Origin of the sequence: Sphingobacterium detergens, from assembly GCF_003610355.1 — a bacterium.
Classification (GTDB): Bacteria; Bacteroidota; Bacteroidia; order Sphingobacteriales; family Sphingobacteriaceae; genus Sphingobacterium; species Sphingobacterium detergens.
The window spans coordinates 1,190,931-1,213,006 of the sequence record NZ_RAPY01000001.1 but is presented as its reverse complement, the minus strand read 5'-3'; the positions used below and the strand labels follow the sequence as shown (position 1 = coordinate 1,213,006).

General features: G+C 41.0%; 16 protein-coding genes and 3 tRNA genes. 12 read left to right on the top strand and 7 right to left on the bottom strand.

The window, feature by feature from the left end; all coding sequences use genetic code 11:
• Positions 1 to 73: 73 nt before the first annotated feature.
• A complete protein-coding gene (locus DFQ12_RS05260; RefSeq protein WP_120257942.1) occupies positions 74 to 1,309 on the top strand; it encodes an MFS transporter in 1,236 nt (411 codons plus the stop codon).
• Between the two features lie 271 nt (positions 1,310 to 1,580).
• Here DFQ12_RS05260 and purN read toward each other — a convergent pair whose 3' ends face one another.
• Positions 1,581 to 2,153 (bottom strand): phosphoribosylglycinamide formyltransferase, encoded by a 573-nt coding sequence (gene purN / locus DFQ12_RS05250; RefSeq protein ID WP_120257940.1) that lies wholly within the window; start codon positions 2,151 to 2,153, stop codon positions 1,581 to 1,583.
• A gap of 157 nt (positions 2,154 to 2,310) precedes the next feature.
• Between purN and DFQ12_RS05245 the strand changes: the two genes are divergently transcribed.
• The gene (locus DFQ12_RS05245; protein WP_120257939.1) at positions 2,311 to 2,805 is read left to right on the top strand and encodes a TlpA family protein disulfide reductase; all 495 of its coding nucleotides are present in this window, start codon (positions 2,311 to 2,313) and stop codon (positions 2,803 to 2,805) included.
• Positions 2,806 to 2,888: 83 nt separating this feature from the next.
• On the opposite strand, the gene clpB is transcribed toward DFQ12_RS05245, so the two are convergent.
• Positions 2,889 to 5,489 (bottom strand): ATP-dependent chaperone ClpB, encoded by a 2,601-nt coding sequence (clpB, locus tag DFQ12_RS05240; protein ID WP_120257938.1) that lies wholly within the window; start codon positions 5,487 to 5,489, stop codon positions 2,889 to 2,891.
• A gap of 272 nt (positions 5,490 to 5,761) precedes the next feature.
• Here clpB and DFQ12_RS05235 point away from each other — a divergent pair.
• From DFQ12_RS05235 to DFQ12_RS05225, 3 genes are all read left to right on the top strand, one after another.
• Positions 5,762 to 5,834: transfer RNA gene (locus tag DFQ12_RS05235), tRNA-Thr, on the top strand.
• 33 nt (positions 5,835 to 5,867) lie between these two features.
• Positions 5,868 to 5,940 (top strand) — tRNA-Thr (locus DFQ12_RS05230).
• Positions 5,941 to 5,974: 34 nt separating this feature from the next.
• Positions 5,975 to 6,047: transfer RNA gene (locus tag DFQ12_RS05225), tRNA-Thr, on the top strand.
• A 40-nt stretch (positions 6,048 to 6,087) separates the two neighbouring features.
• Here DFQ12_RS05225 and DFQ12_RS05220 read toward each other — a convergent pair.
• The 3 genes from DFQ12_RS05220 to DFQ12_RS05210 form a co-directional block, all read right to left on the bottom strand.
• On the bottom strand, positions 6,088 to 7,500 hold the full coding sequence (locus tag DFQ12_RS05220) for an alkaline phosphatase (protein ID WP_120257937.1): 1,413 nt from the start codon (positions 7,498 to 7,500) through the stop codon (positions 6,088 to 6,090).
• A gap of 85 nt (positions 7,501 to 7,585) precedes the next feature.
• Positions 7,586 to 8,245: an NAD(P)H-binding protein gene (locus tag DFQ12_RS05215; RefSeq protein ID WP_120257936.1), complete on the bottom strand. Its 660-nt coding sequence runs from the start codon at positions 8,243 to 8,245 to the stop codon at positions 7,586 to 7,588.
• Positions 8,246 to 8,350: 105 nt separating this feature from the next.
• Positions 8,351 to 8,593, bottom strand: a complete 243-nt coding sequence (locus DFQ12_RS05210) for a hypothetical protein (RefSeq protein ID WP_120257935.1) — start codon at positions 8,591 to 8,593, stop codon at positions 8,351 to 8,353.
• A gap of 205 nt (positions 8,594 to 8,798) precedes the next feature.
• Between DFQ12_RS05210 and DFQ12_RS05205 the strand changes: the two genes are divergently transcribed.
• A complete protein-coding gene (locus DFQ12_RS05205) occupies positions 8,799 to 8,987 on the top strand; it encodes a hypothetical protein (protein ID WP_120257934.1) in 189 nt (62 codons plus the stop codon).
• Between the two features lie 61 nt (positions 8,988 to 9,048).
• Here the strand turns inward: DFQ12_RS05205 and DFQ12_RS05200 are convergent, their stop codons facing one another.
• Positions 9,049 to 9,501 (bottom strand): Lrp/AsnC family transcriptional regulator, encoded by a 453-nt coding sequence (locus tag DFQ12_RS05200; protein WP_108631878.1) that lies wholly within the window; start codon positions 9,499 to 9,501, stop codon positions 9,049 to 9,051.
• A gap of 123 nt (positions 9,502 to 9,624) precedes the next feature.
• Here DFQ12_RS05200 and rocD point away from each other — a divergent pair, with 123 nt between their 5' ends.
• The 6 genes from rocD (at position 9,625) to DFQ12_RS05170 (ending at position 19,530) form a co-directional block, all read left to right on the top strand.
• A complete protein-coding gene (gene rocD, locus DFQ12_RS05195; protein WP_120257933.1) occupies positions 9,625 to 10,890 on the top strand; it encodes an ornithine--oxo-acid transaminase in 1,266 nt (421 codons plus the stop codon).
• Positions 10,887 to 11,852, top strand: coding sequence for an arginase (gene rocF / locus DFQ12_RS05190; protein WP_120257932.1), 966 nt, complete (start codon positions 10,887 to 10,889; stop codon positions 11,850 to 11,852). Before rocD ends, rocF begins: the two co-directional genes overlap by 4 nt.
• 604 nt (positions 11,853 to 12,456) lie before the next feature.
• The gene (locus DFQ12_RS05185) at positions 12,457 to 14,121 is read left to right on the top strand and encodes a tetratricopeptide repeat protein (RefSeq protein WP_120257931.1); all 1,665 of its coding nucleotides are present in this window, start codon (positions 12,457 to 12,459) and stop codon (positions 14,119 to 14,121) included.
• Between the two features lie 206 nt (positions 14,122 to 14,327).
• Entirely contained in the window at positions 14,328 to 17,111 is a 2,784-nt protein-coding gene (locus DFQ12_RS05180; protein ID WP_120257930.1) for a TonB-dependent receptor, read from the top strand.
• Positions 17,112 to 17,177: 66 nt separating this feature from the next.
• On the top strand, positions 17,178 to 18,440 hold the full coding sequence (locus DFQ12_RS05175) for a right-handed parallel beta-helix repeat-containing protein (RefSeq protein WP_120257929.1): 1,263 nt from the start codon (positions 17,178 to 17,180) through the stop codon (positions 18,438 to 18,440).
• A gap of 10 nt (positions 18,441 to 18,450) precedes the next feature.
• The gene (locus DFQ12_RS05170; protein WP_120257928.1) at positions 18,451 to 19,530 is read left to right on the top strand and encodes a phytase; all 1,080 of its coding nucleotides are present in this window, start codon (positions 18,451 to 18,453) and stop codon (positions 19,528 to 19,530) included.
• 251 nt (positions 19,531 to 19,781) lie between these two features.
• Here the strand turns inward: DFQ12_RS05170 and DFQ12_RS05165 are convergent, their stop codons facing one another.
• On the bottom strand, positions 19,782 to 21,854 hold the full coding sequence (locus tag DFQ12_RS05165) for an ATP-binding protein (RefSeq protein ID WP_120257927.1): 2,073 nt from the start codon (positions 21,852 to 21,854) through the stop codon (positions 19,782 to 19,784).
• Positions 21,855 to 22,076 lie beyond the last annotated feature (222 nt).

Genomic DNA, 22,076 nt, shown 5'->3' with positions numbered 1-22,076 from the left:
GTACCGGATTATTTTCCGAAATCTTGGTTTTCTTATTTCACTATGGTATTTTTACGGCATCAAAGAACCTAAAATGTCAACATTAAAAGATAAACAGGCTGAAAGCAAGAAGGTATGGCTATTGGTAACGATCGCATCGTTGGGGTATTTTGTCGATATCTATGACCTCATTATTTTTTCTATTGTCCGCATTCAATCCTTTACGGATATCGGCGTGCCGATAGAACAGATGCGGGTAAAAGGAGAGTTTGTCCTTAATATGCAGATGGGCGGCCTGTTGCTGGGTGGAATTATCTGGGGAATTATCGGTGATAAATACGGACGTTTAAAAGTGTTGTTTGGTTCCATTCTACTGTATTCCTTAGCGAATATTGCAAATGGTTTTGTAGGGGATGTGTGGCAGTATGGAATTATTCGGTTTATAGCCGGGATTGGATTGGCTGGGGAACTGGGAGCGGGGATCACCTTGGTTTCGGAAAGTATGCATAAGTCAAAGCGCGGTTATGGAACGATGCTGGTCGCCAGTGTCGGGGTGTTGGGTGCTATTTTAGCCTACTTTGTTTCGGAGGAATTTAATTGGCGTACCGCTTATTTCGTGGGTGGTGGAATGGGTTTATTGTTGTTGCTATTGCGTGTTGGTTCTTTTGAATCGGGTCTATTTAAGGAACAGGATAAAAAGGATGTTCCCAAAGGCGATTTTAGGATGCTCTTTACCGATAAAGGTCGATTGAAACGTTATATCAATTGTCTCTGTATAGGTTTGCCAATCTGGTTTGTGGTGGGGGTGCTGGTCACGCAGGCTCCGGAAATAGGAAAAGCACTAGGGGCATCTGAGACCCTGAGCGCCGGTAAAGGGGTGATGTTTGCTTATATCGGGATTTCCATTGGTGATGTGCTGGCAGGTGTATTTGCACAGATTCTAAAATCCCGGAAAAAGGTGGTTTTTATCTGCCAGTTGATTATTATTGGTAGCTCATTATGGTATCTTTTGAGTACTGGAATTACGGCCAATAAATTTCTGGTTTTGGCTTTTATCATGGGGCTAGGCGTAGGGTATTGGGCGACATTTGTGACTATTTCGGCGGAACAATTTGGGACCAACCTGCGGGCTACTGTGGCTACTACTGCACCTAATTTTGTCAGAGGTGCCTTGATACCGTCAACAGTGGTTTATGGACTTTTGGTAGATTCTTTTGGTATTGTCCCTGCGGCAATTACGATGGTATTGGTGCTTTCTGGTATTGCGATGTATTCACTGACACAGCTCGAAGAAAGCTTTGATAAGGACCTGAACTATCTAGAGGAGTAAGCCCAGCTATATCATAACAGACAGCCTATAACAACAGCCTATTTTTTTCGGCCTGGACACTTCTTGCAACGTTTCCCTTCTTTGTATTTTTTACAGCATTTTTTGAAACAAACACAGGAAAAATCAGAAAAAGGATTCATTGCGGCACTTCTAAATTGAAATGGGCTTGCTTTGCCCTCGCCCTCACACTGTTCCACAAAGGACTCAATAACTTCGTTCATAAGACAAAGTTACAATTTGTTTAAAATAATTCTAAATAAAAATGTTGTTTTTACATTTTTTTGATTAGGTTCTCAATTACTTTCGGGAAATGTTGGTGTTCCAATTGCTGACCTTTGAACTTAATGATATCCAGCGTATCACCAGCGTCTACCTTAAATTTTGCTTGATAAATAATCTCGCCTTCATCAAAGTGTTCATTGGCAAAATGAATGGTAATGCCATGCTCTTCCTCTTTGTTGGCCAAAACAGCTTTATGTACATGGTCCCCATACATGCCCTTGCCACCATATTTCGGTAGGAGAGCAGGGTGGATATTGATGATCTGATTTGGATAGGCTTTTAAAAGATTGTTTGGAACAAGCCATAGGAAACCTGCCAAGACGATCAGATCGATATTCAAATTTTTAAGGATGTTAACGACATTGTCCGTGTTGTAAAATTCATTGCGATCAAATATATGAGCTGGAATTTCAAAATTGTCAGCGCGTTGAATAACATAAGCATCAGGGTTGTTGGACAGGATCAGCGCAACCTCAACTTCATCTGAGTATTTGAAATGTTCCATTATTTTTTGAGCATTGGACCCTGAACCTGAAGCAAAAATGGCAATTCGTTTTTTCACGATTAATGAGTATTAATAGATTTGATCGATTTAAAAATTAGTCCAAACTTACGCATTTTTTGTAAAAAAACTAAAATATTGACGAATAGAACCGCATTTTTAGGTATTATTGATTAAAATTAATTGAATATTCATTGTCAGTTTAAAATTCTTTAACATGAAGTTACTCTGCTCCCTATTTTTTGCGTGTGCATTTTTTCTTTTTCAACCCTTATTTGCGCAGGCTCCAAAAACAATTCCAGCATTTACGTTTGATGAGGTTTATCAGTCGGGTAAGTTCAATTCGGACAAATTGCCGAAGACAGGTTATATCGTTTTGGATTTCTATGATCCGGGTTGTGGCCATTGCCAGAAAATGGGAGCGGGCATTGCACAGAATTTGCAAAAGCTAAAAAACGTTAGTTTTTATTTTATCTCGATGAATGACAAACCTTACGTGGATGGGTTTATTAATATGCATGCCAAAGCGCTGAAAGGTGCTGCCAATGTGAAATTTTTGTTTGACTCGGGGACACAGTTTATAGAAAAATTTAGCCCCAGTAATTATCCTTCCCTGTATGTTTATGATGCGAAAACGAGGACATTAGTACAGCATCTTGACGGGGAGGACGATGTGAAGAAATTGCTGAAAGCGGTAGGGGTTTCGAATTAGAAGATAGTTTACCTGTAAAATACCTGTTTATAACATAAGAGCCCCGCTAATGAAGTGGGGCTCTTATGATTATTTATAAACTATCAATCTTCCTGTTTATTGATAAAGACGAATTTCCCATCAAACACATCCAGTCTGATAATCGAATCGCGACTGACTTTTCCGGATAAGATTTCTTTCGACAACTCATTCAGAATACGTTTCTGAATGACACGTTTCAATGGTCTGGCGCCATAGATCGGATCGTATCCGAGTTGTGCCAACCAATCCATTGCTTCATCCGAAGCCGTGATAAAGATATTTTGTTCGGCCAGTTGTTTTTGGACATGTGCAAATTGAAGTCGCACAATATCACCGATCTCATCTCTACTCAATGGCGTAAACATAATCACCTCATCAATACGGTTCAGGAACTCCGGACGGATCGACTGTTTAAGCAAATCAAACACTTCAGTACGTGTTTTCGCAATGATCTCCTCTTTATTATCATCATCCAAATGACTGAAATTCTCTTGGATAATATGCGATCCTGTATTGGAGGTCATGATGATGATCGTATTCTTAAAGTTGACCGTGCGGCCCTTATTGTCCGTCAGGTGACCATCATCCAATACCTGCAACAAGATGTTAAATACATCCGGATGCGCTTTTTCGATTTCATCCAGTAATACGACCGAGTAAGGATGTCTGCGCACGGCTTCTGTGAGCTGACCACCTTCATCATAACCGACATATCCCGGAGGCGCACCGATCAAACGGGACACAGCATGTCTTTCCTGATATTCGGACATGTCGATACGCACCATAGACTGCTCATCATCGAATAGAAATTCAGCCAGGGCTTTTGCGAGTTCGGTTTTTCCGACCCCGGTTGTACCCAGGAAGATGAATGAACCTATCGGGCGCTTTGCATCATTCAGTCCTGCTCTTGAACGGCGGATTGCATCGGAGATGGCCTCAATGGCTTCATCTTGGCCTGCTACCCGTTTGTGAAGTTCCTCTTCCAGGTTCAGCAGCTTTTCACGTTCAGACTGAATCATTTTGCTGACAGGTATTCCCGTCCATTTGGCAACGACATCAGCAATATCTTCTGAAGTTACCTCTTCCTTGAGCATGCGTTTGCTTTCTTGTTTTTCAGCCAGTTCAGCTTTCAGTTTCTCCACTTTTTCCTGAGCCTCTTTGATCCGTCCGTAACGTAATTCGGCTACTTTGCCATAATCACCTGAGCGTTCGGCCTGTTCGGCTTCAAGTTTATAGTTTTCAATGTTTTCAATTTCTTGGTTTACATTGTCCACCAGACTTTTTTCTTCTTGCCATGAAGCCCTTAGGGTATCACGTTCAGCGGATAAGTTGGCAATGCTTTCAGAAAGTTCCTGCACCTTTTTGTCGTCATTCTCACGTTTTAATGCTTCGCGTTCGATTTCCAATTGCATAATACGGCGCTCTAGTTCGTCTACCGCTTCTGGTACAGAGTCCATCTCCAGGCGTAATTTGGACGCAGCTTCGTCAATTAAGTCAATGGCTTTGTCCGGTAAAAAGCGGTCCGCAATATAGCGTTGTGATAATTCCACGGCGGCAATGATAGACTCGTCAAGAATACGCACTTTATGGTGTGTTTCATAGCGTTCTTTCAATCCCCGTAGGATGGAAATGGCGTCTTGTGTATCCGGCTCTTCCACCATGACTTTTTGAAACCTACGTTCCAGTGCCTTGTCTTTTTCAAAGTATTTTTGATATTCGTTGAGCGTAGTCGCTCCAATAGCACGTAGCTCACCTCTGGCCAAGGCAGGTTTTAGGATGTTTGCGGCATCCATAGCGCCTTCACCACCACCAGCGCCAACTAAGGTATGGATCTCATCGATGAAGAGGATGATCTCTCCGTTGGAATCGGTTACTTCTTTAACAACAGCTTTCAAGCGTTCCTCAAATTCACCTTTATATTTAGCTCCCGCGACCAAGGCGCCCATATCCAATGAAAATACAATCTTGGATTTTAGATTTTCCGGCGCATCACCTTTGATAATCCGATAGGCGATTCCCTCGGCAATAGCGGTCTTACCCACCCCTGGTTCACCAACGAGTATGGGGTTGTTTTTGGTGCGTCGTGAAAGAATCTGCATGACACGTCTGATCTCCTCGTCCCGACCGATGACCGGGTCTAGTTTGCCGGATTCGGCATATTCATTTAAGTTGCGGGCATATTTTCCAAGCGCGTTGTAAGTTGCTTCCGCATTTTGATCGGTCACGCGACTATTACCGCGCAATTCTTTAATGGCTGTCTTGAGATCTTTTTCCGTTACCCCTTGTGATTTCAGCAGGGATGAGGTTTTGTCTGAAGTGGCCAATATACCCAATAGTACATGCTCAACAGAGACAAATTCATCGTTGAATTCTTTGAGATATCCTTGTGCTTTTTGTAAAGCATTGTTTGCATCACTGCTCAGATAGATATTGCTTCCGCTTACTTTGGGGAAGCTCTCGATTTGCTTATCAAGCTCAGTGCCAAGGTAGGGGATGTTGACGTTCAATTTCTTTAATAGGTGACTGACAACATTTTCATCTACAGTAAGTAATGCTTTTAATATATGTGCTGTCTCGATGGCCTGTTGCTGATTTCCAGCGGCTATCTCCGAAGCTTTTTGTATAGCCTCCTGGGCTTTGATTGTGTAATTGTTAAAGTTCATTCTGTATCGCTTAATTAAAGTTTTGTTGATATGTAGGGGTATAACAATTGAAGTGCCATTCGGGTTTTATGTGATAATTCGGAAAAAATGACATTGATATTTATTGATTCATGACAAATTTTCAGTATTAAAAAATAATGCTGTTGATTTTTAAATATTTGGCATCAAAGCGGGTAAAAATTATAGCGGGGGACTTGCATTTTTGATTTAGGCTTTCGATATTTGCAGCATCTTAAAACGGAGGTCGTTTTAAGATTGAAAAGAAGTAAAAAGCCTCTTTAGCTCAGCTGGTAGAGCAACTGACTTGTAATCAGTAGGTCATTGGTTCGATTCCGATAAGAGGCTCTTCGAGTACTACTCATCAAACTTCTTTAAAAAGCCTCTTTAGCTCAGCTGGTAGAGCAACTGACTTGTAATCAGTAGGTCATTGGTTCGATTCCGATAAGAGGCTCTTTGAGCGATACTCATTAAAATTCATTTAAAAGGCCTCTTTAGCTCAGCTGGTAGAGCAACTGACTTGTAATCAGTAGGTCATTGGTTCGATTCCGATAAGAGGCTCAAAAAAAATCCCCAAGAATTTCTTGGGGATTTTTTGTTTTTAGTCTAAGCTTAGCTTGGCGGCTATCGCTATTTTCTTCGGTATATCGGTGTTGTCCATTTTTTGGTTGAACTGCTCTGCGCCTGTACCAATGGCATAAACGGGCGCGTAAGCTGCTGAATGGTTGTTGGAAGCCCAAGCAATTGATCCCATACGATTTAGTATGGCAATGCTTAAAGCCGCGATTTTGTCATCACTGGCGTACAAACTTTTTGCTGTTTCATTCTGATGGTCAACGAAACTGCGTTGGTAGGCTCCTTGTAGTGATTTGTCATCATCCGCGTTGACTTTTACCTGGTTATACAGGCCTGTATGCGTGGAAAGAAGATTTTTTAGGTCATCCCAAGTTGCATTTGCTTTGTTTTTGCGCAGATTACCGATTTCATTTGAAAGCTCAGCATGCGATAATTTTTGATTAGCCAGTAATTTTGTCTTTAAAGTAGAGCTACCGTTGCCGATACCCAATCCACCGGTTTCATGGTCAGCAGTGACCACAATAAGTGTTTCCTTGGGGTGTTTCTTGTAGAATTCATACACAAGTTCTGCTGCCGAATTAAAGTCTAATACTTCCTGGATGGTGGTAGCAGCGTCATTTGCATGGCAGGCCCAGTCTATTTTTCCACCTTCAACCATCAAAAAGAATCCATTTTTATTGTTTTGTTCCAACGATTGGATGGCAGCAGCGGTAATATCCGCTAGCTTGAGGTCAGATGGTTTTTGATCTATGGCGTATTTTAGCGCATCTCTTGCAGTTCCGTCTGTATTCATAAGGATAATTTTGTCAGACTTGCGGGGATGTTGCGTATACGCCTCTTTTCCCTTTAAAACTTTATATCCTGCTTTTTCAAATAAGGGGAAAAGGGAAGGAGCTGGCTGTTTATCAAAGGTTGTTTCCGGTTTTAGGAAATTGGATCCACCAAAGAAGTCAAAATTGGAGCTGATAATTTCTTTGCCAATTTCGTAATACATATCCCGGTCAGGCTGATGGGCATAAAACGAAGCAGGTGTAGCATGGTCTATACTCACACTGGTGATGATACCAACTTTCTTTCCTTTTTCCTTGGCTGCATAAGCGATACTTTTGTGTGGCACTGTTCCGGTACTGTCCATTCCGATAACACCGTTTTTCGTTTTTTTACCGACGGCAAGAGCTGTACCGCCAGCGCCAGAATCGGTAACACCGTTGGATTGGGAGTGCGTGGAAGCAAAACCAACATGGGGAAACTGCGTAAAAACCAAAGGTACCGTACTGTTTTTTTGCTGCAGTTCGGCACGGTGTATTTCGGTCAGATTGACTTGATTGAGTCCCATTCCGTCACCAATGAGGTAAAAGATATATTTTGCTTCTTGGCTAAAAGCCGGAAACACATAAATAAAAGCAAAGAGAAAAAGGAATAAAAAGCGTTTTTTCATTAGTGTGATAAATAAAATAAATGACGGCAAATTAATAAGCCCGGATTAGCTTATTGTTAATTCATTGTTATGAATACTTTTTGCATTACCCTTGGTTCACCGTGTCTGATAGCTGTTTGATATCTTCCACTGAGATGATATTGATGCGTTCTTTGCGGGCATGAACAGACTTTATCATCGCTTGGGCAACCGTGGCAACGGGTAGCGCTTCATAGCTCTTAAAAAGGCCGATGCGGTTAAAAGCGCGCAATGCGTTTATGCCGATTTTTTCACCTAAACGATCTGTATTGGGACGGATCAAGCCACCGGGTTGTACAATAATAAGTTTACCAAAATCTAGTGCTTTCACATGTTGCTCCAGACTCCCTTTCATCCGATTGTAGAAAATCTTCGATTCAGCATCTGCGTTGACCGCCGAAAGTAATACAAAGCAGGGGATTTCATTTTTCTTGGCCAGCGCTGCGAATTGCAGGTTGAGGTCATGATCTACCCTCCATTGAGCTTCTTTACTACCTGCATCTTTAACTGTGGTGCCCAGGCAGGAAAAAGCAATATCGCCATGAATCTCCTGTTCAAACTCTTGGAGTTTACTGAAGTCTACAATGATCTGTCGTAATTTGGGTTGTTCATCAAAGCTCTTGCGCCGTAAGAGGACGACGACTTCGGTGAAATCCGTAGATTTTAATAGCTCATGAACAAGTACCCTTCCAGTTGCGCCGGAACCACCAATTAAAACTGCTCTCATGTTGTTGATTTTTTTTATTTTACTTCACAAATGAACTATAGGCTATCCCTGTCAATCGAGATAGCAATACTGCTGTTGATAAACAATAGTTTTACAGCAGAATCCCTAATCTTTGTAATTTGGTTTTCCGGGTGTAAAACGTACGATGGATTGATCCAGTCTCAGGGCGTCTGCTACAGTAATCAGATCTTCTTCCACAATAAAATTTTGATCGATAGAGGTTTTTATTGTCGTAAAATCTTCCTGATCGGCGTCCTGAAAATACAATAGCGATTGGATGGTCGATACAGCTACGAGTTCGAGTAGTTCGTCTTCACCTTCATAGCCAACATAGAAAAAATCTGCCATAATTATACAATTTGGTTTTATACGAATATACTTTATTTAATCCTAAAACTGCCTAATTCAAACTGAAAACTTGTCGCTGATATGTTGTTTTTTAATAAAGTATCGAATTTAAATTTTCTTGTACAGAGACTTATTTCCCTCACAAAAATGCCTTATATTTGAGGTAATCGTTTTAAATAAATATTAACAATAAGATCATATAAAGATGGATAAAGAGCAGATACAAAATTGGTTGGATAATGGATACGATATATTGCACCATGGTAGGCCGGTTAAAGTTGAAGGCAATCTGTGGGATTATATAGATGGGTTAGGAAGCTATGAAAATGTGTTTGTATTACGGGAACTGATTTATTGGACGGAGGAGGAACTGGCAAATATCGGAAAACAATAGCAAGGTCTTGAATCCAAGATTGCTGTCTGAGATCCAAGACCAGTTGAGCTTGCTATTGTTGTTAAAGGATAATATTGCGTTTAAATGCACATCCTAATTCGATGAGAGAATCTGTCTTTGCGATGCCCGGAATGTTGTCAATTTTTTCATAAAGCAACTGACGCATATGTTCATGGTTTTTGGCGATAATCTTTACGTATAAAGTGTAGTTTCCAGTGATGTAATAACATTCCGTAACTTCAGGAATCTTTTTCAGCTCGGCAATGATACGACTTGAATCATGATCTTTTTCCAGACTGAGCCCCGTAAAAGCCCCCCAATCATAACCTAATCTTTTTTCATCTAATACGGGTTTTATGCCTGTTAATATCCCTTGCTCCATGAGACGATTGATACGTTGATGGATCATGGTATTGGATACGCCTAATGCTGTTGCAATAGCGGAGTACGCCATTCGGCCATCCGCATCTAGGTATTTTAAAATTTGAAGGTCAAATTCATCTATGCCGTTCATTGTTATACAGGTTTAAAAGTTAATTTTAATATTTTAACGCTAATTTAGTGTTAAATTCTATTATTTTACCTTAAAAATAGTAAAAATTGTATATTTGTTATTATTTGAAATAAAATCCAAATTATGAGTATTGTATCTAAACAAGGAAACGGCGCGGCATTTATTGCCAAGGAAGAAAAATATGGAGCACACAACTATCACCCTTTACCGGTTGTGTTGGAACGGGCAGAAGGTGTTATGGTATGGGATGTTGATGGTAAGTCTTATTTTGATTTCCTGTCGGCATATTCAGCAGTCAATCAGGGGCATTGTCACCCGCGTATTATTGCTGCGTTGACAGATCAAGCTCAGAAGTTGACTTTGACTTCGCGTGCTTTCTATAACAATAAACTGGGAGATTTTGAGGAAATGATCTGTAAGCTATTCGGCTTCGATAAAGCTTTGGTTATGAACTCGGGTGTAGAGGCTGTTGAAACAGCGATGAAGCTCTGTCGTAAATGGGCATACCAGGTCAAAGGTATTGCTCAAAATCAAGCTAAAATAGTTTTTGCCAAGGATAATTTTCATGGACGTACCATTTCGGTGATATCTGCTTCAAATGATACAACTGCAACCAACGATTTTGGTCCTTTCGTGGAAGGAATTGCATTGGTGCCCTACAATGATATTGCGGCATTGGAAGCCTTGTTTAAACAGGATAAAAATATTGCCGGATTTATTGTTGAGCCGATTCAGGGTGAAGCCGGAATTGTGGTTCCGGATGCAGATTATTTGAAACGTGTACGCCAGTTGTGTACAACCTATAATGTACTTTTTATTGCGGATGAAATCCAGACAGGTATCGCAAGAACTGGAAGCATGTTGGCTTCTTATGCCATTGATGATGTGGACAGTGCGAGTAAACCGGATGTATTGATATTGGGTAAGGCGCTATCTGGAGGTGTATTGCCGGTCTCAGCGGTATTGGCCGATGATGCTATTATGTTGTGTATCAAACCGGGTGAGCATGGTTCTACCTACGGTGGTAATCCACTGGCCTGTGCGGTAGCGATGGAAGCGCTTCAGGTTGTGTTGGATGAAGATCTGGTCAACAATGCCCGTAAAATGGGGGATCGGTTTTTGGAGGGGTTACGAAAAATTGCGGCCAAATCGGATATGATTACCGAAGTCAGGGGCAAAGGACTATTGACAGCAATTGTGATCAATGCCAGCGAGGAGAGTGATCTAGCCTGGAATATTTGCCTAGAATTTAAGGAAAATGGTCTTTTGGCAAAACCTACCCATGGCAACAAGATCCGTTTGGCGCCACCATTGGTGATTACGGAAAGTCAAATCGACAGTTGCCTGGAGATAATTGAACGATCGTTGACTAATGCGACTGCACGATGAAGAAAATGATTGAATTGATCAAAAACAGATCGGATATTGGTGCAGGTACCCGAGGTTCTGATCTTGGTATAGATGCTATTGAGATTGCGGCGATCAACAAAGGAAGCCAGTATTTTATCAATTATCCCTTTGTGGATGTGCCTACTCGAAATAGTTCCATTTACCAAAATGATAACCATCCTTTCGGTAAACATATCCAACAGATTTACGAACAGTGTAAGCAGGTGGCCTCTACAGTGGAAGATAGTCTGTCGGCGGGTAATTTCCCTTTGGTATTTTCGGGTGACCATTCTTCGGCAATGGGGACAATTAGCGGTATCAAGTCGGCTTATCCCGATAAAAAATTGGGTGTGATTTGGGTCGATGCGCATGCAGATATTCATTCACCCTATACGACACCTTCTGGCAACATGCATGGTATGCCTTTGGCGGCCATGTTGAATGAAGACAACCTGTCCTGTAAAATTAATGAAATTGATCAATCAACGCAGGAATTCTGGAATAAGCTGAAGCGTATTGCCGGTCCGGCAGAAAAGATACAACCAGCGAGTTTAATCTATTTTGGGGTCAGAGATACCGAGGAACCTGAAGATCTTTTGATTGCGCATTTGGGAATAAAAAATTACCGTGTCGAAGAAATTCGCCAACGGGGAATTGAGGACTGTGTGGCTGAAGCATTAGTCAGTTTGCAGGACTGTGATATGATTTATATCTCTTTTGATGTGGATAGCATGGATAGCGAGTTGATTTCAGACGGTACAGGAACACCTGTTCCCAAGGGGTTTATGCCAAAGGAAATCGTCCTGATATTGGAAGAAATCATACGTTCTGAAAAAGTTGGCTGTCTGGAGATTGTCGAAGTAAATCCCTTGTTAGATAATAAAGGGAATAAGATGGCAGAGGTCGCTTTTGATATTTTAGAACGCATAACACCGATGATCGAGCTTAAATCTGGTGATTGATAGCTAATATGATTTCCTTTTATATTGCTTTTGGCTTAGTTCAGCTTCTCTGTAAGGATTAGTGATATTTAACTAAGATTGAGCAGAAGGTCATGTAGTGCGCTTATATTAATATTTAATAAATCAATAGGTACTAGGGGTATCCGATAGAAAGATCGGATACCCCTTATTTTTTTACTGTTTCTGGATGTAGTCCCTTATAGGGTCTTTTTCAATAGTTCAGCCCTAAGTTATTTGCTTTTATCTTGTTAGGTCGTTTTTTCGTGTATGATAGGGACTTTGGTGCAGGCAAGCTGCGTCCAACAAGGCCTGTTGGAGGTTAATTGTTTAGTGTTTTATTGCCGTTATACCAAAGAAACACCAAAGAAACACCAAAGAAATAGCAAGGCAGTTCCAAGCCAGGTCCCTAGAAGGTTCGAAGAAGTCTCGAAGAACAGGCCTAGAAACGGTAAAGAATAACCCATAAATAACCAAAGAAACAGCAATAAAACAACAAAGAAATAGCAATAAGCAAGCAAAGAAAAGAAGCACTTTCGTATAAAATATCCTGCCAATAGGACAGCAGACATATATTAAGTTTAATCGGATTTAATATTCTCTTAACATGCTAACGCTTAAATTTACGCGGCGACTATTTACGGCAAAAATGAGAATTTCTTACAATATTATATTTTCGACCTTCTTTCTGGTACAGCTTTTTTTCTCACAGTTGACTACGGCACAAGCTGATTCATTTAAAGAGATTCGGATATTAAGCCAAAATTATCCAGATTCGGCGATTACCTTAGTGAAAAAACGTTATGCGAAAGCCATAAACGACCGTGATCTACTGCTACAGGGAAATTGCCTGCAGACAATAGGTTGGTTATGCGTGAATCAAGGGCATTATGCCCAGGCGCAGGACTATTACTTCCAGGCAGATCGCATCTACACCCAGCTCAACGCGAAACAGGCACTGGGATCCAACTGGAGTGATATCGGTGAACTCAATATCTTCAACAAGCAACATCAGTTGGCCAAGGAATACTTTAACAAGGCGCTACACACATTCAAAAGCGAAAATGACCGAAATGGCGAGGCTTCTGTCCTGGGAAATATGGGGCATCTTTTTGAAAAGGAGGGACATTATGATTCGGCCTTTGTCTATCAAAAACAGGCCTTGGCGATCTACCGTGAGCAGACAAATCGTAACGGGGAAGCTAAGATTCATGAAAACTTGGGCAGTATCTATGAAGATCTTGGGAAATACGATAGTGCTTATTTGCATTTTGAAAAGGCAAGGAATTTATATCAGGAAACACAGGATAACTATGGAAAGATTTTGGTGATCAATAATATGGGTGATATCTTTCGAAAAACCAATAAATATCCAGAAAGTATTCAGCTGACCCAACTCGCTTTTCGCCTAGCGGAGAATCTTGGGGATGTCTATCAGATGGCATCAACGACAAAAGATCTCAGTAAGACATATGCTCTGAGCGGACAAATGGACAGTGCTTATTTCTATGCAGAACGGAGCCGAAAACTCGTGCTGGAGCTTTATAGTGTGGATGGGGCGCGGCACACTGCATTTTTCCAGGCACTGTATGATATGAATCAAAAGGCGGAGGAAATAGAAAAACTACAGACAAACAAACGGATCAATTCGATCTTGTTGCTCGGTACGATTGTGGTATTGATCTTATTGAGTGTATTATCCTATGTTCTTTATAGCCGGCAGAAAATAAGGATTAAAACACAGATCGCTGAATCACGGAAACAGGAAGCGGAGCGTGAACTGGCGGAAATAGCACTCAAAAACCAGCTGTTGGAAGATAAGCAGCTCAAACAGGAACTAACGCTGAAGGAAAAGGAACTCACATCCCATACACTCAACCTCATCCGCAGCAATCAATTTCTGGAAGAACTTCGCGACGAATTGAAAGCGCTAGTCAAAGACGATCGACGGGATCAAAAGAAACCTATGCAGCGGTTGGTACAACAGATCAGTGAACATATTACGCAAGGCATCCATTGGAAAGAGTTTATGGGGACATTTGAACGCGTACATCATAGTTTCTTTGAAAAACTCATCAAGCTATTTCCTGATCTGACCGCAGCCGACATGCGCCTAATCGCATTGCTAAAAATCAATCTCAACAATACAGACATCGCGATCCTGTTGGGGATATCACAGGACAGTCTTCGGGTGGCCCGGCATCGGTTAAGGAAAAAACTAAAATTGGAACAGGGTGAGGATCTCGCCGGGTATCTGCTTAGTATTTCATAATTTCTTAACATAAGGGTAACTGAAGGTTAATGGCGCTTATTTTATTTGTAATTGTCTTTATTTCAGTTGTTTATTTATGGTTGATTCCCTCTAGTTGATCCCCTGTTTCAGCTTGTTTCTTTCTTGTAACGCCAAAGATTTTGTGAATCTGTTGCAGGCTATCATATTTGCAGCAACAATCAGAGATTCATAATAATCTATTAAAAATGAAAAACGTTTTAACGGTATTGCTTGCCTCCAGTATTTCGATCAGCGCCGCTTATGCGACCAAGATCAAGGGGAAAGTCCTGGATGGACAAACAGGGGAAGCCATTGTCGGTGCTACCGTGTTCCTCGAACAAAGTGGTTTGTCAACCAAGACACAATTGGATGGTTCATTTGAATTCAAAGGACTATCCGCAGGTACAGATAAAGTCCATATTCGACATGTGGCCTATACTGAATTGATTAAAGAAATTGAGATTAAAAAAGAAAATACGCCTCATTTTACTTTTCAGCTTACCTCAAGTGAACAAACTTTAATGGAGGTAACTGTTAAAGGAAAGCGAAATGGCGGCGATGATGATCCAAGCGCGCGTCGACTAGAAAAGAATGCCTCACAGATCATGAACGTCGTATCAGCTCGGGCAATTGAGATCTCTCCAGATATTACAGTGGCAAATGTTGTGCAACGTGTTTCGGGTGTTTCTATCGAACGGAATTCGAATGGTGAGGGGCAGTATGCTATTTTAAGGGGAATGGACAAACGTTATAATACGACTTTGGTCAATGGCGTGAAAGTCCCCAGTCCTGACAACAAATATCGCTATGTACCCTTGGACCTATTCCCATCGGATATGTTGGAGCGATTGGAAATCTACAAATCCCTGACGCCAAATATGGAGGCTGATGCCATTGGTGGTGTCGTGAATATGGTCATGAAATCTGCTCCAAGCAAATTATTGTTTCAGGCTAACTTGGCTACAGGATATAGCCAACGGTATTTTAATCGGGATTTTGGTAGTTTTTCCACCAACGGGGTTTCGTCAAAATCTCCTTATGAACTGCATGGGAAAAATTATAATGCTACTTCCGCTGATTTTGATAAGGGAACGTTGGACTATACGTATAAAAAACCATCACCAGATCTTATCGGTAATCTAACGATTGGTAATCGCTATTTAGATGATAAGTTGGGGGTCATACTAGGGGCAAGTTATCAAAACCTTCATCGCGGCAGTCGTTCTATTTTTTACAAATCGTCTGTCGTTGATATCAATCCCAATGCGGTCATTACCGAACAGAGTGACCGACAATATGATGAACAGCAACAACGCTTGGGACTGCATAATAAAATTGATTATCGAATCAACCCAAACCATCGGCTGAGTTTTTACCAGATGTATGTGAACTTGAACAACCTTCAATTACGTGATGCGGTCAATACGATTTACAATGGACAGTACGATCCAAGTATCGGTAAGTCAGAGCTGACCTATGTGACCCGTAGCAGGAAGACACAACAACAGATCTACACTGGTAACCTCCAAGGCGACCATCATTTTTTGGATAATCGTTTGAATTTTCGCTGGTCGGGTGTCTTGTCTTCGGCGCGCAATGAGTTGCCGCAGAACACGACAATTAGCTTAGATGGAGTAGAAGAGAACTTCGAACGTAGACGGACTTCTCTCGTAAACAAGTCGCCAGTGACTTATCGTTGGGAACGTAATACCGATGAGGATCGAGCCGGCTATTGGGACCTCGCTTATAAAGTGCCGATGGCAGAAAACAAACTGGAGATTTCCACTGGTGGTTTATATCGTGACAAACAACGGAGTAGCTTCTATAATAACTATAACCTTTCTCCGATCTCTGATGAGGCGAAGTATAAATATGGGGTTGATTTTCAGAAATATACGGATCTCCAATTGACTGTCAGTAATGCCACTGGTGCTGTGGCTAACGCATTGACCTACGATGCTGATGAAAAAACGACGGCGGTTTACGGTATGTTCAACTATGAGAATGACAAGCTACAAATGATTGGTGGTATTCGTATGGAACATACGAATCAGGGGTATAAATTATTATTCCCTGCTGGAGAAAAGAGACCTGAGGGATCCCAGATTTATACAGAATGGTTGCCGAGTTTAACGATTAAATATCATTTGGACAAAAAGCAACAACTTCATGCAGCTTACTATCGGGCATTAAATCGCCCTGGATTTTACGAAATTGTTCCATCTAGTGTTGTCAATGAGGAGTTTATGGAGCGAGGGAATCCAGATTTGAAACACGCGTTGGCCGATAATTTTGATTTGCGTTACGAATTATTCCCAGAAGCGTCATCACAATTTCTTGTGGGGATGTTTTATAAAAAGATTAAAAACCCCATCGAGTACACTTTTCAGCCTGATGAGGTACGTAGGCAGGACGTTTACTATACACCTGGGAATTTTGGGACTGCTAAAAACTTCGGCTTAGAGGTTGATTATATTAAGTATATCCAAAAATTTGGTGTTAAGGCAAATTATACATACACGCATTCGCGCATCACGACCACTAAAATGACCCGTAAGACGAATGAAGTTACGCAGGATCCCGATCCTATCTTTTTGGATCAAACTCGCCCTCTTTATGGACAAGCAGCACATATAGCTAATTTATCCTTGTTATACAAAGATGCTAACAGAGGTTGGGAAGGACAATTGGCTGGATCTTATACCGGATCTCGGATCAATACCGTTTCCCAGTTTTTGAATAATGATTTATGGCAAAAGGGATTTATTCAACTTGATGCTTCTGTGGAAAAGAAATTCCGTGCAGGATGGGCAATTTTCGCCAAAGCCAATAATATCTTAAATACACCTATGGAACTGTATGTGAAGGGGACAAATCCTGAGAATGATAAGATTATGGAAAAGCTCGTGCAGGGTGGTAATACGCTTATTCGGAAGGATTTATATGGCCAAAATTATATCCTTGGTCTACGCTATAATCTGAATAAATAGGTTTGTGAAGCATTTAGCATATTATAATTAAATAAATCGAGCACATGCTCATAATGAAATATACAGATGAAAAATAACATTATTTTATTGTTTACAGCTCTTTCAATCGCATTGTTAGCAGGCTGTGAAAAGGCAAATATTGACGTGGATACTTCTGATGCCAATGGTAGTGCTATTGGTGAAGTTTCCGGCGTTTGGAGTAAGGGGAGTATCCAGCATATTAAAGGTGATATTATTATTCCCGAAGGAAAAACATTGACCATTGAGGAGGGCGTGACGGTGTTAATGGACTCTGTTGGTAAAGCTGAAATCGTGGTGTTGGGAAATCTATATGCGCTAGGTACAGCTGAAAATCCGGTGAAATTTACCGTAGAAGATAAATACAAATCCAAAACCAATGAATTTGGAAAGCTTTGGGGTGGTATTTTAGCGGCACCCAGTTGTCAGGAGTTAGTTTTAGACCATACCATTATCGAATATGGGGGAGCAGTTACTTCAGATGCTTCAATGTCTGTCAAAATGGGATTATATAAAAAGACAGCTGGGGAAGCGCTACCCGCATTATGGTTTTCCAATATTGATGGGAAACTGATTGTTCAAAATAGCACAATCAGTCATTTTCATGAAGATTGTACCTATATTGAAGGTGGTAAAATTATCTTCGCTAACAATCGTTTCTTCTCGAATGGCGTCACTGGGGGGGAGGCCATGAACTTTAAATCGGGTTGTCTCGCTGATGTAGCCTATAATCTGGTCTACAGTGTCAATACTAATGCCTTAAAGCTTTCCAACTCAGGAGACCGAATACCACAGGCACATATCATCGTTTACAACAATACCATGCTGAATACGGGTTGGCGTCGGCCGACAGCAAAAGGTGGTTCGGTTTGGTTAGAGGCCTCTGTTAAAGCGGAGGTGTACAATAATCTGTTTGCCAATACCCGATTCGGGGTTAAACGCGATCCCAAGAAGCCCGAAGATAAGCGCTCGGTATCAAGCAACAATTGGTATTATGGTTATGATCAGTTGACGGTGGATCAATTTCAGGTCGGAAAGAATGATATCGTTGAAGGTACCAATGATGTCAGGGGCAAATTGGCAGGGGAGAACAATCCTAAATTTGTGAACTATCCATTAGAAACTCCTGGTGATAACTATGTGTTTAATGCAGCCTGGGATTTCCACCTACAAGGAAATTCAACCGCTTTGAAAGCTGGTACGTTAGCATTCAAACCACATTTTATAGACGGATTGACACTATCAAATGGTTTATCCTATAGCTCTCCACAACCTGCAACTTATGTTGGTGCTTTTGGTGCCAAATTTTAATTAATTCAACATGAAAACAACGTTAAAAACAATACTATTTTTTGGCTTGACAGCATCGACATTACTGCAAGTCTCCTGTAATAACCCAAAAACGAATACGCCCGCAACGGATTCCATTAAACCTGTTTTTGTTACTGATGCGGTACGTTATGATTCCGATGATCCTGCGATCTGGGTCAATAAAACCGATCCCAGCAAAAGTCTGGTCATCGCAACCGACAAAGATGCGGATGGCGCTTTATTTGTGTACGATTTACAAGGTAAAATTGTTAAAGATAAGGTAGTCTCAAATTTGAAACGCCCAAATAATGTGGATATCGCCTATGGTTTGATCATCGGAGGGAAACCTGTCGATATCGCTGTGACAACAGAACGTATGACACATAAACTACGCGTATTCTCGTTGCCAGATATGAAACCAATCGATCAGGGGGGATTGGATATGTTTGTAGGGGAAACAGAACCTGATTTCAGGGATCTGATGGGAATAGCACTTTATACCTCACCGAAGGGGGAGATCTATGCTATTGTGGGAAGAAAAAATGGTCCCAAAGAGGGGTACTTGGGCCAATATCTCTTGACGGATAATGGTGCCGGTGCTGTGAAGGCCACCTTAGTCCGTAAGTTTGGTTCTTTTAGTGGAAAGAAAGAAATTGAAGCCATCGCTGTAGACAATGAACTCGGCTATATCTACTATTCGGATGAACAAGTGGGGGTGAAACAGTATTATGCAGATCCTGCAAAGGGAAATCAACAGTTGGCCTTGTTTGCGACCGAAGGTTTCACAGAAGACCATGAGGGTATTTCAATTTATAAATTGACGGATAGTACGGGCTATATTTTGGTTTCCGATCAAGGGGCTAACCGCTTTCAGATTTTTAGCCGTGAGGGTACAAAGGCAAACCCATTTGAACATACTTATTTAAAGACGGTGCCCGTTATGGCTACACACAGTGATGGTTCGGACGTCGTGTCTATCCGTCTAAACGATACATTTCAGCATGGTTTATTTGTTGCCATGAGCGATGATAAGACTTTTCACTATTACCGTTGGGAAGATATCGCTGGGCAGGAGCTAAAAAAGAAATAGTCTTTAGAGAAGACTGATAAAGTATAAGGCAACAGTTGTATAATTGACGTACAGCTGTTGCTTTTTTAAGGAATAATGCCCTTACTGCTATTGTTTTTTAAGATCCTGGATGTCCGTGCAGTGATAACACAAGTGAAGTCTTCATCCATCCTGTTCGTACATTTTATACGCTACAGCTGATTCCTATTGGTGATAGCGAATCAAGCTCTCAGAAAGAAATATGGTCTTTCTCAGTGTAAGCAAAGCATTAATCAATCCTGTTTAGAGGTTTTATGCGTTGTGGTTACAGGTAATTCCTGACAACGGATAGGGATTTTAAACCAGAATGTTGAACCTTCGCCAAGTGTACTGTCAACACCAATTTCTCCCTGATGTTTTTGGATAATTTCACGACAGATAAACAGGCCAATGCCGAATCCAGAGGCGTAACTATCTGTTGAATCATTCACCCGATAGAATTTGTTAAAAATCTGCTTTTGATGCTTGTCATTGATGCCTCTTCCCTGATCGCTGACTTTTACACTGAAATAATCATCATCCACTAGGACATCCATGATAATGGTCGAATTGGTGGGAGCGTATTTAATAGCGTTGTCGATAAAATTAATGATCACCTGTTCAATCTTATCACGATCAGCGACAATTTCCTGTTTAGAATCTGTTGCTCCGGTATAATGAATAAAATGCTTGATGGGTTTTAGCGAATAGATGTTACGGATATAATCTATTAGCGTGCAGATACGAAATGTATTTTTGTGGAGCAATAATTTCCCCTCATTGAGCTGGGATACATTCAGGAAACCCTCGATTAGTCCACGCATACGTGTAGCCTGCTCATTTGACTGATGGAGATATTGTAGCCGTTTTTCCGAACTGAGTGTCTGTTCCCTTGCAAGCAACAGTTGTATATAGGCAATCAGCGAAGTCAAAGGAGTCTTCAATTCATGGCTTGCGATACTGATAAAGTCCAGTTTTTTTCTTTCCTCTTCTTTGTCGTTGGTTGTATCGAATATCGCACCGTATATGATTTGTCTATTTGAATCGGCCGATAATTGTCCACCACCAACAGATCGAAGCCATTTTATTTTGCCTGTTTTTTTATCTTCTATTTCACATTGACAGTCAAATGGGGACTGTTTGGATACAACCTCCTGAAAGATATGACGTATCTTATCCCGGTATTGCGGTAGGATCTGGGTGAAAAAATCCACTTCCTGTATTTCTCGTTGGTGATCAAAGCCAAAAAGCTCGCGACATTGATCATTGAGTTCCATTTTCCTTGATTCCAGATCAATGGAAAAGATGCCAATTCCTGCAGCCTCCACGATCATTCTAAACTCTTGGTCTTTCTTTGCGATCAGGGTATTGATGGCCTCCAGTTGTTCACGCTCTGCATGCTGTTGTGTAATATCCAGCGTGGTGCCGGCAAACCATTCCGGCTGTTGGTCCTGATCAAAATACATTTTTCCCTTGCAATGGAGCCAGCGTAACTTTTGATCCTCGGCACCAATGGTACGAAACTGTACATCATAAACACCCTTATTTTGATAACTCAATGATTTTTTGACTTCCCGATCTATTCTGTTCCTATCTTCGGGGTGTATATAGCGTAAAACCTCGCTATAAGGAACAGTCTCACCCTTGGCAAAGCCAAAGAGCTCACGTGTACGTTCATCCCAGTGTACAATGTAGCTCTTGCAGTTTAGATTCCAAGTCCCCATTTCGGCAGATTGTAGTGCAAAATGATAATGCTCTTCGCTTTCAATGATTTTCTTTAGTGCTGCTTTTAGTTTCTGGTTTAAATTTTTGGTTTCCCGGTCCGGTAATGGATATTTATTTAAACTGGTGACTGCGTGAATGTTTCCTTCCAGACTGTATTTTGGGGTCAGTAGATCTTCAAGAAGTTTTTGCTCAATGTTATTCTTTTCATCCGACTGTTGGGCGATCGGCATAGGATGGGGAATAATATTTATTTCTTGATATATACCATACATTTCTCCTGCTGCATTGCTAAGGGGCTGGTATTTTATGCTGCAGTTATACCTATCGGATTGCCCTTCCAGGTCAAGTCTGATTGATACATTTTCTTCTAGCAGGGGTTTCTTGCTAAACCACACCTGTTTTAATTTGGAGATACGAGCATGGAGATCATCCTGTATAATACAATCTTCCAGCCGCTGACCAAGGACAGTTTCATCACAATTCCACAGCTGGAGCATTCTTGCACTGGCATAGGATATATGAAGCTCATGACTATCATAAATCGCACAAGCTCCCGATGCGGTTCTGAGTATAGTTAAAATATCTTGGTCGGAACGGATCATAAAGTTTCAAAAAAATAAAATGCTATTTAGTTTAAAACAAATATTGTTCCCTTTCCAGATCCTTTCGAAACTTTCTTTAAAATTTAGTGTTTAATGGTTTTCTGTTGCTGAAATAAGCGCCAATGGAATGTCTTTATAAAGTCCTTTAAATGGATAGAATTTTGTACCTTTATTCAGGTTGTACCGGTTTGGACAGTAAGCGGAGTAGGGCTGGAGGTACAA

Excerpts from the sequence above, each read along its gene's own strand:
- DFQ12_RS05180 (WP_120257930.1), top strand. The coding sequence starts at position 14,328 with ATGAAAAACGTTTTAACGGTATTGCTTGCCTCCAGTATTTCGATCAGC.
- DFQ12_RS05170 (WP_120257928.1), top strand. The coding sequence starts at position 18,451 with ATGAAAACAACGTTAAAAACAATACTATTTTTTGGCTTGACAGCATCG.
- DFQ12_RS05210 (WP_120257935.1), bottom strand. The coding sequence starts at position 8,593 with ATGGCAGATTTTTTCTATGTTGGCTATGAAGGTGAAGACGAACTACTC.
- DFQ12_RS05200 (WP_108631878.1), bottom strand. The coding sequence starts at position 9,501 with ATGAACGGCATAGATGAATTTGACCTTCAAATTTTAAAATACCTAGAT.
- clpB (WP_120257938.1), bottom strand. The coding sequence starts at position 5,489 with ATGAACTTTAACAATTACACAATCAAAGCCCAGGAGGCTATACAAAAA.
- DFQ12_RS05215 (WP_120257936.1), bottom strand. The coding sequence starts at position 8,245 with ATGAGAGCAGTTTTAATTGGTGGTTCCGGCGCAACTGGAAGGGTACTT.
- rocD (WP_120257933.1), top strand. The coding sequence starts at position 9,625 with ATGAGTATTGTATCTAAACAAGGAAACGGCGCGGCATTTATTGCCAAG.
- DFQ12_RS05205 (WP_120257934.1), top strand. The coding sequence starts at position 8,799 with ATGGATAAAGAGCAGATACAAAATTGGTTGGATAATGGATACGATATA.
- rocF (WP_120257932.1), top strand. The coding sequence starts at position 10,887 with ATGAAGAAAATGATTGAATTGATCAAAAACAGATCGGATATTGGTGCA.
- DFQ12_RS05245 (WP_120257939.1), top strand. The coding sequence starts at position 2,311 with ATGAAGTTACTCTGCTCCCTATTTTTTGCGTGTGCATTTTTTCTTTTT.
- DFQ12_RS05165 (WP_120257927.1), bottom strand. The coding sequence starts at position 21,854 with ATGATCCGTTCCGACCAAGATATTTTAACTATACTCAGAACCGCATCG.
- DFQ12_RS05175 (WP_120257929.1), top strand. The coding sequence starts at position 17,178 with ATGAAAAATAACATTATTTTATTGTTTACAGCTCTTTCAATCGCATTG.
- DFQ12_RS05260 (WP_120257942.1), top strand. The coding sequence starts at position 74 with ATGTCAACATTAAAAGATAAACAGGCTGAAAGCAAGAAGGTATGGCTA.
- DFQ12_RS05185 (WP_120257931.1), top strand. The coding sequence starts at position 12,457 with ATGCTAACGCTTAAATTTACGCGGCGACTATTTACGGCAAAAATGAGA.
- DFQ12_RS05220 (WP_120257937.1), bottom strand. The coding sequence starts at position 7,500 with ATGAAAAAACGCTTTTTATTCCTTTTTCTCTTTGCTTTTATTTATGTG.